The 12713-nt window shown below is 56.0% G+C and carries 14 protein-coding genes; 6 read left to right on the forward strand and 8 right to left on the reverse strand.

Translation table 11 applies throughout. The annotated features are described in order from the left end of the window. Positions 1-147 precede the first annotated feature (147 nt). Positions 148-1041 carry a polyphosphate kinase 2 gene (gene ppk2, locus J7413_RS02845; RefSeq protein WP_348538720.1) on the reverse strand — a complete coding sequence of 298 codons (894 nt, stop codon included), beginning with the start codon at positions 1039-1041 and terminating at the stop codon, positions 148-150. A 345-nt stretch (positions 1042-1386) separates the two neighbouring features. Between ppk2 and J7413_RS02850 the strand changes: the two genes are divergently transcribed. After that, complete coding sequence (locus J7413_RS02850) at positions 1387-2163, forward strand: transporter substrate-binding domain-containing protein (RefSeq protein WP_209096190.1); 777 nt, start codon at positions 1387-1389, stop codon at positions 2161-2163. Between the two features lie 66 nt (positions 2164-2229). Here the strand turns inward: J7413_RS02850 and J7413_RS02855 are convergent, their stop codons facing one another. Next, a complete protein-coding gene (locus tag J7413_RS02855) occupies positions 2230-2793 on the reverse strand; it encodes a hypothetical protein (RefSeq protein ID WP_209096192.1) in 564 nt (187 codons plus the stop codon). A gap of 195 nt (positions 2794-2988) precedes the next feature. On the opposite strand from J7413_RS02855, the gene parE reads away from it, so the two are divergent. Beyond that, on the forward strand, positions 2989-4947 hold the full coding sequence (parE, locus tag J7413_RS02860; protein ID WP_209096194.1) for a DNA topoisomerase IV subunit B: 1959 nt from the start codon (positions 2989-2991) through the stop codon (positions 4945-4947). 3 nt (positions 4948-4950) lie between these two features. Here the strand turns inward: parE and J7413_RS02865 are convergent, their stop codons facing one another. Both J7413_RS02865 and J7413_RS02870 read right to left on the reverse strand, forming a co-directional pair. Continuing rightward, positions 4951-6006, reverse strand: a complete 1056-nt coding sequence (locus J7413_RS02865; protein ID WP_209096196.1) for a hypothetical protein — start codon at positions 6004-6006, stop codon at positions 4951-4953. A gap of 365 nt (positions 6007-6371) precedes the next feature. Then, positions 6372-6554 carry a hypothetical protein gene (locus tag J7413_RS02870; RefSeq protein ID WP_209096198.1) on the reverse strand — a complete coding sequence of 61 codons (183 nt, stop codon included), beginning with the start codon at positions 6552-6554 and terminating at the stop codon, positions 6372-6374. 2 nt (positions 6555-6556) lie between these two features. Here J7413_RS02870 and J7413_RS02875 point away from each other — a divergent pair, with 2 nt between their 5' ends. From J7413_RS02875 to J7413_RS02885, 3 genes are all read left to right on the forward strand, one after another. Continuing rightward, the gene (locus tag J7413_RS02875; RefSeq protein ID WP_209096200.1) at positions 6557-7012 is read left to right on the forward strand and encodes a hypothetical protein; all 456 of its coding nucleotides are present in this window, start codon (positions 6557-6559) and stop codon (positions 7010-7012) included. Positions 7013-7084: 72 nt separating this feature from the next. Next, complete coding sequence (locus tag J7413_RS02880; protein WP_209096202.1) at positions 7085-7831, forward strand: hypothetical protein; 747 nt, start codon at positions 7085-7087, stop codon at positions 7829-7831. 56 nt (positions 7832-7887) lie between these two features. Then, complete coding sequence (locus J7413_RS02885; protein WP_209096204.1) at positions 7888-8562, forward strand: hypothetical protein; 675 nt, start codon at positions 7888-7890, stop codon at positions 8560-8562. Positions 8563-8680: 118 nt separating this feature from the next. Here the strand turns inward: J7413_RS02885 and J7413_RS02890 are convergent, their stop codons facing one another. From J7413_RS02890 to J7413_RS02900, 3 genes are all read right to left on the reverse strand, one after another. Continuing rightward, positions 8681-9259 carry a PA14 domain-containing protein gene (locus J7413_RS02890; RefSeq protein ID WP_209096206.1) on the reverse strand — a complete coding sequence of 193 codons (579 nt, stop codon included), beginning with the start codon at positions 9257-9259 and terminating at the stop codon, positions 8681-8683. A gap of 100 nt (positions 9260-9359) precedes the next feature. Next, entirely contained in the window at positions 9360-10019 is a 660-nt protein-coding gene (gph, locus tag J7413_RS02895; RefSeq protein WP_209096208.1) for a phosphoglycolate phosphatase, read from the reverse strand. Between the two features lie 64 nt (positions 10020-10083). Further along, positions 10084-11316: a urate hydroxylase PuuD gene (locus tag J7413_RS02900; protein WP_209096210.1), complete on the reverse strand. Its 1233-nt coding sequence runs from the start codon at positions 11314-11316 to the stop codon at positions 10084-10086. A gap of 100 nt (positions 11317-11416) precedes the next feature. Between J7413_RS02900 and J7413_RS02905 the strand changes: the two genes are divergently transcribed. Continuing rightward, positions 11417-12343, forward strand: a complete 927-nt coding sequence (locus tag J7413_RS02905) for a LysR family transcriptional regulator (protein ID WP_209096212.1) — start codon at positions 11417-11419, stop codon at positions 12341-12343. Here the strand turns inward: J7413_RS02905 and uraH are convergent. Beyond that, positions 12340-12696 (reverse strand): hydroxyisourate hydrolase, encoded by a 357-nt coding sequence (gene uraH / locus J7413_RS02910; protein ID WP_209096214.1) that lies wholly within the window; start codon positions 12694-12696, stop codon positions 12340-12342. The two genes, J7413_RS02905 and uraH, sit on opposite strands and share 4 nt — an antisense overlap. Positions 12697-12713: the final 17 nt, after the last annotated feature.

Consider the following 12713-nt stretch of genomic DNA (forward strand, 5'->3'; position numbering starts at 1 on the left):
CATATGCCTGTTATCTGAACAGAGCAAGCCGCCTCTTTGCATGGTCTTTCAATCAGGGGGCCACAAACGCAAAAGGCGACCTCACGCCTGAGATCGCCTGGGTCTTTGACACGTCAGGCTTGCGCACAAAACGTGCTGAAATCCGCGTTACTTCCGGCTATCTGGATGCAGCGCCGTGCCAAGAATATGCTCGGATTTGTGGATCACATGGCTCGCCGTGTTTGCAATCAGCGGGTCTGCTGGCTGTGCAATCTTGGGGTCTTTGCCCGGATAATCCAATGTGCTCAGGAAGTGGCGCATACAGTTCAGGCGCGCACGTTTCTTGTCATTGGATTTGATAACCGTCCAGGGCGCATCTGCGGTGTCCGTATAAAAGAACATCGCCTCTTTGGCCTCTGTGTAGTCGTCCCATTTGCTCAGAGACGCCTTGTCAATCGGGCTGAGTTTCCACTGCTTCAGAGGATCGGTCTCCCGGCTTTCAAACCGGCGTTTCTGTTCGTCCTGAGTCACGGAGAACCAGTACTTGTAGAGCCGGATACCAGAGCGGACAAGCATGCGCTCCAGATCCGGTGTCTGGCGCATGAATTCCAGATATTCATTTGGCTCACAAAAGCCCATCACCCGCTCAACACCCGCGCGGTTGTACCAGCTGCGATCATAAAGCACGATCTCACCCGCAGTCGGCAGATGCTCAATATAGCGCTGGAAATACCACTGTCCGCGCTCTTCGTCCGTTGGCTTATTGAGCGCCACAACGCGCGCCGTACGTGGATTCAAATGCTCGGTGAAGCGTTTGATCGTGCCGCCTTTGCCCGCCGCATCCCGGCCCTCAAACAGCATCACGAACTTCTGGCCGGTCTCCTGCGCCCAAAGCTGCACTTTCAAAAGCTCCGCCTGCAACTTGGCTTTCTGCGCCTCATAACTGCGGCGCGACAGCTTCGAGGGATAGGGATACTCGCCACGCTCAAAGGCACGTCGCACGTCATCCATGGTGGCCTTGTCGACGCTTGATGTGGTCTCTGTGGCCTGCGGTGTTTCAATTGTTTCCAACGCCAGATCTCCCTCGAATGTGTCTTGCTCAAATTGCTTTTCCAACGGCTTTTCCCTCTACTGAAATTCTTCGGCAGAACCCTACCATTGGGCGTGCGGCTTGACTTTGACACACGTCAATTTGGAGGAATAAGCGCGCTGATTTGAAACCAAAAAAACTGCGCCGTACCTCCCCCGTCAAAGCCGCCAATCAAGAATTCGCAACAGGTAAGCGCCACTCGATGGCGCAGCACCTTCAAAAAAACTGAAATAGGTTTCACAAAGACCAAAGCATGTAAGACTTGCTTAAGACTCCTATTCCTAGGCTACCCCCGGTACTTAGGAGGACTTTAAAAAATGAAGCTAATCGCCACGTTTTGGGCCGCCACCTCTCTCACATGTGTGGCCGCACCGGTATTTGCAGACACAATCACGATCATGGCCGCTGACCTGCCGCCGATGGTATATGCGGACGGCACTGGCCGCGAAGCGGAGATTGTTAAAACCGTCATGGGGCACTGCGGCCATGACGTGAAGTTTGAAGTGCAACCCTTCACCCGTCACTGGGCAACCTACGAAAGCGGCTCTGGTGATGCGGTCATGACGGTCCCGCTTGGCATGCCCATGGAAGGCAGCCAAAGCGCACCCTACATCGCCTACCAAAATGGTGTGTCTTTCCTTGCCGGATCGGGCAATGACTACACCGCGCTCAGCGATCTCGCTGGCCTTAGCATTGCGGCGTTTCAGGGCGCGTCAAACATTCTGCCAGGACTTGCAGATGCCTCTGGCAGCTTTGGATCTTATCGCGAAATGACAGATCAGGAGACACAGTCCAAACTGCTCTTCGGAGGCCGTGTAGATGGCATTTTGGGTGATGGTATGCTGTTTGCTGCCTACACCGAGTCACTGCGCGACGCAGGGGACAAGTCCGGCATTGACGCGTCCTTGCCAGTTGAGTTCCGCGCAATCTTTGAACCCTCAAGCTATGCGATGAACTTTCGCGACGCAGCGCTGTCGGCTGACTTTGACCGCTGTTTTGCAGAACTTGACGCAAATGGCACAATCGCAGCGATCAACACAAAATGGATCGACAAATACCGCGATACACTGGGAACAAACTACCTGTCGATGTGATCGCAGCCAAATCGGCAAGCGCAGAGGCACGATCACAGCATCAGCGTTTGCCGCACAGTTCGGTGTTCAATCACAAAATCGCCCCTGCACCTCATAGCGTGCGAACGGGATCTTATCTGGCCTCTCTGGCCGGTCACGCCGCTCTGGCGGGCCAATCACATAATCCTCTGGATTGCGGGTTCCGCGTAGGCTGTCTGGATCCACCGCGCGGCGGTCACATGTGGCCAAGCTGCGGATCGTGATGGCCTCTGGCGTGCGCAAATCGATCAGATACCCTTCTCGTCGCGTGGCCGTCGCAACAAAACGCAGCGGGGGCTCCAACTGAAAAGCGTCGGTGTCTGTGCCAAACAGCAGGGTTTCGCCTTGCCACTCCCGCCCAGAGGCAAAGATCAGCTCATAAACACCCGGCGGCACCAAAACTCGGAAAAAGTCGCCACCCCGGATATAGGCGGCCAACGCCATTTCTCCGCTGTCTAGACCACGCAGCCGCAATAAGTAATCCGCCGTATCCGTGGTTTTGATTTGCAATGGGATGGTCGCCGGCAAGCCACTGCGGTTCCAAAGCAAGCCCTGTGGGCGCTCAAGCGCTGTGGCCTGCGCGCCAAAAGCCAATGCAACCAAAATAGACAAACCCAAGCGCCGCACCGCTTTCACTCCATATTTACTACGTAAGCCTACCGCGCCAACGGATCGGACAGCCATCTAATTTTGCGTGATCTCCCTGCGTCATCGCTTCATCCCGTCTCTGCGCGTTCTTCCTCTTCCCCCTGCCGCGCTCCCCTGCCATAATGCGGCTCAAGCAACACCAACAAGAGCAGCCCACGAATGCCCAACGATCTTCTGGCCGACAGCCAGCCGACTGATTACGACGCCTCCTCCATCGAAGTCCTTGAGGGCCTCGAACCCGTGCGCAAACGCCCGGGCATGTATATTGGCGGCACGGACGAACGCGCGCTGCACCATATGGTGGCAGAAATCCTCGATAACTCCATGGACGAAGCGGTGGCCGGTCATGCCAACCGCATCGAGGTGGAGCTGCATGAAGACTATTCGCTGACCGTGCGCGACAACGGGCGCGGCATTCCTGTGGATCCCCACCCCAAATTTCCCGACAAGTCCGCGCTGGAGGTCATCCTCTGCACCCTGCACGCGGGCGGCAAATTCTCCGGCAAAGCCTATCAGACTTCGGGCGGTCTGCATGGGGTTGGTGCCTCCGTGGTGAACGCGCTGTCCGATCTGATGGTTGTGCAGGTTGCGCGCAACAAAGAGCTCTATGAACAGCGCTTTTCGCGCGGCATCCCGCAAGGCAAAGTCGAGAAAATCGGCGCCGCGCCAAACCGTCGCGGCACCACTGTGACCTTCCACGCGGATGAGCAAATCTTTGGCTCCCACCGCTTCAAGCCCGCGCGCCTCTTCAAATCCATCCGCTCCAAAGCCTACCTCTTCTCTGGTGTCGAAATCCGCTGGAAAACCGCCATTGATGACGGCGAAACCCCAACAGAGGCCACCTTCCACTTCCCCGGCGGTCTGGCGGATTACCTCAAAGAAACCATGGCCAAGGCGACCACCTACGCCGAACAGCCTTTTGCGGGCACCGTGGATTTTCAGGAGCGGTTCAACACACCGGGCAAGGTCGAATGGGCCATCAACTGGACCCCGTCCCGCGACGGCTTCATCCAGTCTTACTGTAACACCGTCCCCACCCCTGAGGGCGGCACGCATGTCTCTGGCTTCTGGGCCGCCGTGCTCAAGGGCATCAAGGCTTACGGCGAGCTGGTGAACAACAAAAAAGCCGCCCAGATCACCCGCGACGATCTCATTACGGGAGGCTGCGCGCTGGTCTCCTGTTTTATCCGCGAGCCCGAATTTGTCGGCCAGACCAAAGACCGCCTCGCCACGGTGGAGGCCCAGCGACTGGTGGAAAACGCCGTGCGCGACCACTTTGACAACTGGCTCGCCGCCGACACCAAATCCGCCGGCGCGATCCTTGATTTCCTCGTGCTGCGCGCTGAGGAGCGTCTGCGCCGCCGTCAGGAAAAGGAAACCGCTCGTAAAACCGCCACCAAAAAGCTCCGCCTGCCCGGCAAGCTGGTGGATTGTTCCGCCACCAACCGCGAGGGCACCGAGCTGTTCATTGTGGAGGGTGACTCCGCGGGCGGCTCCGCCAAAATGGCGCGCGACCGCAAGAAACAGGCCCTGCTGCCCCTGCGCGGTAAAATCCTCAACGTGCTTGGCGCGGCCAGCTCCAAGATCGGCACCAATCAGGAAATCAACGACCTGACCCAGGCGCTTGGCGTCGGGCTTGGCACCAAATTCAACGTCGATGATCTGCGCTATGACAAGATCATCATCATGACCGACGCGGATGTGGACGGCGCCCACATCGCCGCACTGCTGATGACCTTCTTCTACACCCAAATGCGCCCAATGATCGACGCGGGCCACCTCTACATGGCCTGCCCCCCGCTCTTCCGCCTCACCCAGGGCGCAAAACGCATCTACTGCGTGGACGAAGCGGAAAAAGACATGTGGCTGGAAAAAGGCCTCGGCGGCAAAGGGCGCATCGACGTCTCCCGCTTCAAAGGTCTTGGCGAAATGGACGCCAAAGACCTCAAAGAGACCACGATGGATCCGAACTCCCGCAAACTGATCCGCGTGACGATTGACGAGGACGAACCCGGCGAAACCGACGCGCTGGTGGGCGATCTGATGGGCAAAAAGCCCGAGAAACGCTTCCAGTACATTCAGGAGAACGCGCGGTTTGTGGAGGAGTTGGATGTTTGAGGCCTAGCTAAACAATGAGCCGCCATAATCGCCTTCTTCGGAATCAGTTTCAATCCTCCCTAGGGTGGCGGTGAGCGCGTTATCATCAAGTGGCTTGCCCATTGAAACGCCATTGAAGCTAATTACGCGCAGCACCGTGTTTCCTCTGGGGCGACCGTTGACCAAACGTGTCGCAAGCTGAACACCCATTCGATCATCCTCTGCAAAGGTTACTTCAAGAGAATGCACTTTGCGCCAAAACTCTCTATCTTCAACATTGAACAGAATAGCCTTGTTGCTTCCAGTTCTTCCCTTCCATTTGCGAGGCTGGTCGTCTTCATCCAGATTGGGTGAGGTAACAACTATTTCTTCATTCCGAACCCGCCAAGACTTTTCATCCTCGTCCTTGTCTTTTAGTTTCGCAGGCCGAATTGCGCGCTCCGGAAACTGATTTCGAGGAATTGGTTCATATTTCGAGTTTTCAAAAGTAACACCACTGATCGTCTTGTCCTCAATACACTGCTCAAACATATCCGATTGAGCATCTGAAAGCTTGAATGTAGCTTCGTCGGACATTGGAAGGCGATTGAGAACATCACGGCTCGCCGCTAATGCTCCGCTTGTGGTGCCTGTGAGTATACCCTCTACCTCGCGGCACAACTGCTCGATTGCCTCTTGTTCCAATTCTTTCGCTGCTTTTTCATTAGCAGCCTCTTCTCTTTTTGTTTTGTAGTCTCGCGCAATACGTCTGGCAATTTCGGCTGGAGTGTCTCCAGTCAATTCTTCAACGACGCCCATCGCGATTTCTGTTTCGAGAACCTGAACAACAGACCAAAAACCCGCCCATGTTGTTCCACTTACGACCACACCAATCTTGCCAAGCTTAACGATAACTTTCAAAACTTGACGCAAGCTACCTTGCTGCGGAGCTGCGACGACTAGCTGAACATCAAAAATTCCATCAAACAATTCGTCATTGAGCGTGGCGATTGCTGTTTCCGCAGCCCGCGCTGAGGCGACAAAGGCGGAGACGCTTACTTGATGATCCGGAACATCAAACAGAATTTTTAGTTCTTGCAAAATTGTTTATCCAATATTTCAGCCTCTAGCTCAATTAACTACCAGATTACGTTACTTTAAAGTGAAAACAGCGCCTGACCCGAGGGTGGGTGCGGAACGCGCCCTCCCATGGGGGAGGGTCGGGCGCGGCGGAATGCTATGCATTCCGAACAAGATCAACTCCCAAGCCTCAGTGACAATGCAGCGGCTGCTTGCCTGCATGGCAGCATTGCCCCGGAGGAGAGCTTTTACGGCAGCCGCCACTGTGCTGCACAGTGCTCTCTGTTGTCAGGGGTTGGGTGAAAACGGGGGCCAAAGCATAGCTCGGCGCGGGTGTCGCAAGGATCGCTGCGATCACGATGGTCAAAGTCTTCAAATTCATATTCCTATGTTTCAACAACACCACTTAAAGTAGATCCACCCACCAAAATACAATCAAAAAATAAAGCTGCGACATTAAGCATCAAAGGCACACCTACGAAACCGTCCCCGTAGGGTGCGCATTCACTGCGCACCACCTTTCCGATAAACCACGCCCCCAAAAACACCCAAAAAAAACCGGTGCGCATAAATGCGCACCCTACGGCTTGTCCTTGCACTGCCCCCCTGCCAAACTCCGCCCATGCGCTTCATCCTGATCCTCGCCTTCCTGCTCCCCACCTCCGCCCTCGCCCAGGCCCGCGCGGACAGCGAGCGTTATCAAAACAACCACATGTCGCCGCAAAGCCAACAGGCGCAGCGCCCGCGCCAATGGTCGCAGAACACCCCGCGCACAGCGGATTTCTGCGACCGATACGCCCGCGACGTCTCCCGCCCCTCAGGCCACAACACAACCGCCAATCTTGCCCGCAATCTTGGCTACATCGGCACGCGCGATGGCAAACAGGCGGATGCCTTTGGCATGATCGGCGGGGCCATCAGCGGACACCCCCAAGCGCAACAAACACCCCAACAGGCGCAAAACCTTTACCAGCTGCACTATCGGGACTGTCTGGAGGGCAAACCGCTGCGCCCGTCCCCACAGTGAAGGGGCATTAACCGACACACGCCTGACCCACCTGTGAACCCTGTTTCAATGGAAACCCGCTAAGGTCGCCGCATGGTCGATTTTATTCACATCTATCAACTGCCTCTGATCCTGCTGTTTTTTGTGATCGGCAGCATTGGCGCGCTGTTGCTGTTCAAATACGCCCACCGCTCCAAAGCGTGGGAGCTGGCCGATGTGATCTGGGTCGCGCTTGGCGGACTTGGCGCGGTGGTGGCGATTGCGGTGGGCATCTATCAGGAAGACAGCAGCGCGCTCAATCGTCAGGTGACGGTGGCCTATACCGCCAGCCGCGCCTTTGATGCGGATGCCGCCCGCTTCCGCCTGCGCTATTGCACCAATGTCGATGCGGATGATCTGCAAAAGCTCTGTGAAAAGGTGGAATACCTCTCGGCCAGCTCCGCCAGCAACACCGCCTTGCCGCTCTTTGTCTCTGTGACAGAGCGCACCGCCCCACTCGAAGGCTTCACCCTGCTGTTCAAAAACCGCGATGATATGGACACCATGAAAAAGGCCGCCGCCGAACTGGAAGAGGCGGAGTTCCTCGCCTTTGACACACGCGACGTGCCCACCGTCATGGCGCTCAAAGACATCGCGCCAACCCGGCCCGACATCGCCGCGGATTATCGCGTGCTGGCCCTCACCTATGATGCGCTGATCGAAGATGTCAGCGCCCTGCGAGAAGCATGGGAGGTGCTGCAATCCGGCCGCGCCCTGTTGATTTTGCAATTTGTCGCCATTTGCCTCGTGGCCTTTGCCGCGCCTTTCAGGCTGGGGCGCACGATTGACGGGTTGATCTGAGCGTCATGGCGCGACTTCGGCCTTGTCCGCTCAGGCCGCTTTGCTAATCTCGCCCCATGCACCGCCTGCTTTGTCTCCTTTCGCTCACATTGATTTCCTGCTCCCGCCCCCTGACGGAGTCAGAGGCCGCCTTTGCACGCGATGTGCATGGCGCAGGTCTGGACACCGCGCGTGTGCGCATCACCCGCGACGTGCCGCTCGGTGTGGCCACTTTTGAATATAAAAAACGCCCGCGTCTGGCCTGTCGCGAACGCATCAATCCCGAGCCCAAAGAAGAGCTCATCACCGCCTCCCCCGCAGGCGTTGTGCTGTTCAATCGGCTTTTCACGACAGAGGGCTGGTCCGTGCCAAATTATGTGCCCGACTATCCCGAAAAACTGCACATGAGCGCCGCGCTGTTCTTTGCCCATGAAATGACCCACATCTGGCAATGGCAAAACCGCGAGATCACCGGCTACTCGCCGCGCCGCGCCGCCAGCGAGCACAAACGCGGCGTGGATCCTTATCAATTTGAAACCGCCTCTGCTGAGACATTTCTGGACTATGGCTATGAGCAGCAAGCAGCGGTGGTCGAGGAATATCTCTGTTGCGCGATCCTCGATCCCGAGGCGCCGCGCACCACACGGCTGCGTGCGCTGCTCGATGATCACTTCCCGGTCGAAGATCTGCCTCGGCTGGAGTCTGTGATCCTGCCGTGGGACGGTGCCGAGATTGAGGGTATTTGCCGCTGATCACCCCGCGATTTTGCACCGACGTGATACCGACGCAATACCGTAGCGATACCGACGCAATACCGATGTGTTTCCCCGCACAAAAAAGGGGCCATCGGCCCCTTCTGTGCATTTACGCCTATTTGTAACCGAAGGCGCTGTCTGGGATCAGCTGCCTCTTTCCCCCCGGTGGCGTCCACTCACTTTCAAAACAGGCAGTGCCTTCTTTCTGGAAATACAACACCTTAATGTCATACCAGCCCGCCTTGGGCACATTCACCTGCGGCCGCCCCGCGCTGGCACAGGCCGTAATGCCATCCAGCTTGCCCACAGTCTGCCCGCTGATCCAGATCTGAGCGCCATCATTTGTATAAAATTCAATACCATAGACCCCAGCAGCCGGGAACTTGATGTAGCCCTTAACCTCGGCTGAAACCAGTTCAGCGCGACCGGATGTCATCACTGGCGCACCTTTGCCCTTGTCAGGGAAATTCAAACCCGGCAGCGGCTCACCCGCCTCACCAAAGCGCTCAATCCGTCGTTGCGCAGGATGCAGATTGCGCACATTCCGATCATTGACCGCATAGACCACCGACAACCCGGTCTTGAGACCCTTCGGTTGCGGGTTGGCAGGTGTCAACTCAATCACCTGCGCCGAAAGTGCGCCCCCCAACAGCACAGAAACAGCTGTCAACGCACTGAAAACAATAGACTTCATTTTGCAACCTCCCTCGTGTCGCAGACTTCTTTGGCAGCCTAAAACCTTTGCCGCCTTCAGGGCAAGTCACAGTTCAGAAACTGCGAGACCTATCTGGCATTCAGCCTGCACTACGGCGCAACCCTGCCGCGTCCAAGAGCTCGCTCCAATGAGAAAAGGCCACATCATGAGAAATCTCGGCTACAGCGGACTTTCGATACCCTTCGGTAAACAAGGCGAAAGTCACCCCAGCGTTTGACGCAGTATCCGCATCCACTTCGCTATCCCCGACATAAAGCACGTCACTTTTCTGGACATCGCCCATCGCTGCCAACAACGGTTTTGGATCAGGTTTGCGCACCGACAAACTGTCCCCACCAATCACAGCCTCAAAAAAGCCGGCCAGCCCCAAACCGTCCAGGACATGCCGAGCAGGCTCCACAGGTTTGTTTGTGCACACAGCCAAGGTTAACCCTTGTTCCTGCAGATACTTCAGCGTGTCGAGCACACCATCATAGACCACCGACTTGTCAGAGTTTGAAGCGTTGTAGATCGCCAGAACACGCGCATGGATCCGATCGAACTCTACCTCTTCAATGTTGCGGGCCGCCATGACCCGTTCCACCAAAGTTGGCAAACCGTTTCCGATGAACTGGATGGTGGTAGGAAGGTCGAGCGGCCCGAGCCCCTCCTCTTCCAGCATCACATTTACGGATGCCTGAATGTCTGGTGCGCTATCTACCAGCGTGCCATCCAGATCGAAAATCACTGCCTTGACCATCTTCACCGCTCCCTTGCGTTTGGCGCAAAGAAACAAGGTTTTAGACCAATGGCAAGCGCCCCGGTCAGCTTCCTGCTGCGCGGTACCAGGAAATGATCGCCTGCCGCTCTTCTAGCTCCATCCAGCTTACATTGGCCGGGGGCATCGCATGGCTCACGCCCGATTGAAGGTAGATTTCACGCGCCATCGCGGCGACTTCTGTTGGCGTTTCAAGCAAAACGTTCTTTGGCGCTCGATGGATGCCATCATAAAACGGCTCACGTGCATGGCACATGGAACACCGTCCCAAAACGATATCAGTAACATCTTCAAAACCACTTGCAGAGGCAAACACCTGCTCGGCAGGCGTGAGGTCACGCGCCTCCTCTTCCTCAAGCGGGGTGTGCGCCATCGGAGCCGTTGACAACCACATGATGAGCACAAACAGGATCGCAGTCACTGCCCATGTCCAATACGGCATACCTTTGCGCGCATGCATGGTGTTGAAGAAATGCCGGATTGTGACCCCCATCAAGAACACGAGCGCCGCAATGATCCAATTGTACTCGGTGGCGAAGGCCAGCGGGTAGTGATTGGACAACATCAGGAACACGACCGGCAAGGTCAGATAGTTGTTGTGGGTCGAGCGCAGCTTGGCAATTTTGCCGTACTTCGGATCGGGCGTGCGACCTTCTTGCAAGTCTTTCACCACGATACGCTGGTTCGGCATAATGATAAAAAACACGTTTGCGGTCATGATCGTTGCGGTAAATGCCCCAAGGTGCAGCATCATTGCGCGACCAGTGAACACCTGAGTGTATCCCCAGCCCATCACAACAAGCAGAGCAAAAAGCAGAACCATCAAAACCGTTGGAAATTCACCCAACTTGGATTTGCAGAGAAAATCATACACCAACCAGCCAACGCCAAGCGAGAGCGCTGAGATCACAATGCCTTGCCAAAGTACGAGATCAGATTTGGTCTGATCCACGAGGTAAAGTTCGCCGCCCACCCAATAGACGACCATCAAAAGTGCCGCACCGCTGAGCCAAGTGGAATAGCTCTCCCATTTGAACCAGGTCAGATGCTCTGGCATCGCCTCGGGGGCCACGAGGAATTTGCGGATGTGATAAAACCCACCGCCATGCACCTGCCATTCTTCGCCATGCGCTCCGACAGGCAGATTGGGCGCTTTGCGCAGCCCCAAATCCAATGCGATGAAGTAGAAAGATGAGCCAATCCAGGCAATCGCGGTGATCACGTGCAGCCAACGCACGGCAAATTCCAGCCAATCCCATATGATCGCGAACTCGTTCATGGTTTTCTCTCTTTTTGTCGTCGCAGTAAGCTAGCGCGCCTTCGTTTTCTTCTCTATCGTGAAAAACTCCGAACAGCTTCAAGAAAATCCTGAAGATCACATGTCTTACATCGACAACATTCGCACATTTGTGCGCGTTTATGAACTTGGCAGCATGTCAGCCGCCGCGCGGGATCAGCGTATTTCAGCAGCGGTGGCCTCATCGCGCATCTCACAATTAGAAGAATATCTAAGCGTTCGACTGTTCCACCGCACGACACGTCAGCTCAATCCAACGGAGCAAGGCAACACCTTCTATGACGGAGCCTGCAAGATTCTGGAGGCCATTGACGAAGCTGAAGCCGCGGTTAACTCCATAACGCAAAGCCCGCGTGGATTGCTGCACATCGCGGCACCTCTCGGCGTTGGCCGCCGCCTGATTGCACCTTTAGTGCCTGAATTCAAAAAAGAATATCCTTTGATAGATCTGCGATTGCGTCTCTCAGACCGCAAGCTCGATCTCACCGCTGAAGGTCTGGATGTGGCCTTCTTTCTTGGCGTGCCCGAAGATAGCACTCTGCGCATTCGCAAAATCGCCGACTGCCCTCGCGTGCTCTGCGCCGCGCCCACATACCTTTCCGAACGCGGCGTGCCGGAACACCCTGAGGCGCTCACGAACGGCGCCCACGATTGTCTGAACTTACGATACCCTGGGGCACCGGAGTTTCAGTGGCCACTGGAGACAGAGACCGGAACCCGCCGCTTCGCTGTCAGAGGGCCCTTTGAATCTGACGATGGGGATGTGCTCACAAATTGGGCGCTTGAGGGCTTTGGCATCACCCTCAAGCCCGTGTTTGAAATTGCTGAGCATCTCAAATCCGGTGCCTTGGTCCCAGTGCTTCAAGATACGCCCCCGATCCCCATTCAAATGGCGCTCTTGTACACGCACAGGCGCCATCAAGACCCCAAAACGCGCCTTTTGATCGACTTCATGACCCCGCGCGTGCAGGCCGCGCTCAAAGGAACACTGTCAATCTCAGATCCTTAGCTGCCCCGATAGGTGGAATAGCCATAGGGGGACAGCAAAAGGGGCACGTGATAGTGCGCAGCGGCATCAGACATGCCAAACCGGATTGGGACGTCATCCAAAAACAGCGGATCATCACCCTCCTGCCCTGTCTCACGCAGATAGTCTCCACAATGGAAGATCAACTCGTAAGACCCGGTCTGGAATTTGTCTTCCGGCAAAATCGGCGCATCGGTGCGGCCATCATCATTGGTGATGGTCTCGGCAATCTTACGGTGAGAGTTGCCGCTCACCTTGTATAGCGAAATACGAATGCCCTTTGCCGGCACCCCACGCGCAGTGTCCAAAACATGTGTTGTCAGAAAACCAGCCATGACTATCCCTCATATAT

The organism is Shimia sp. R10_1 (genome assembly GCF_017744095.1).
Lineage (GTDB): Bacteria > Pseudomonadota > Alphaproteobacteria > Rhodobacterales > Rhodobacteraceae > Shimia.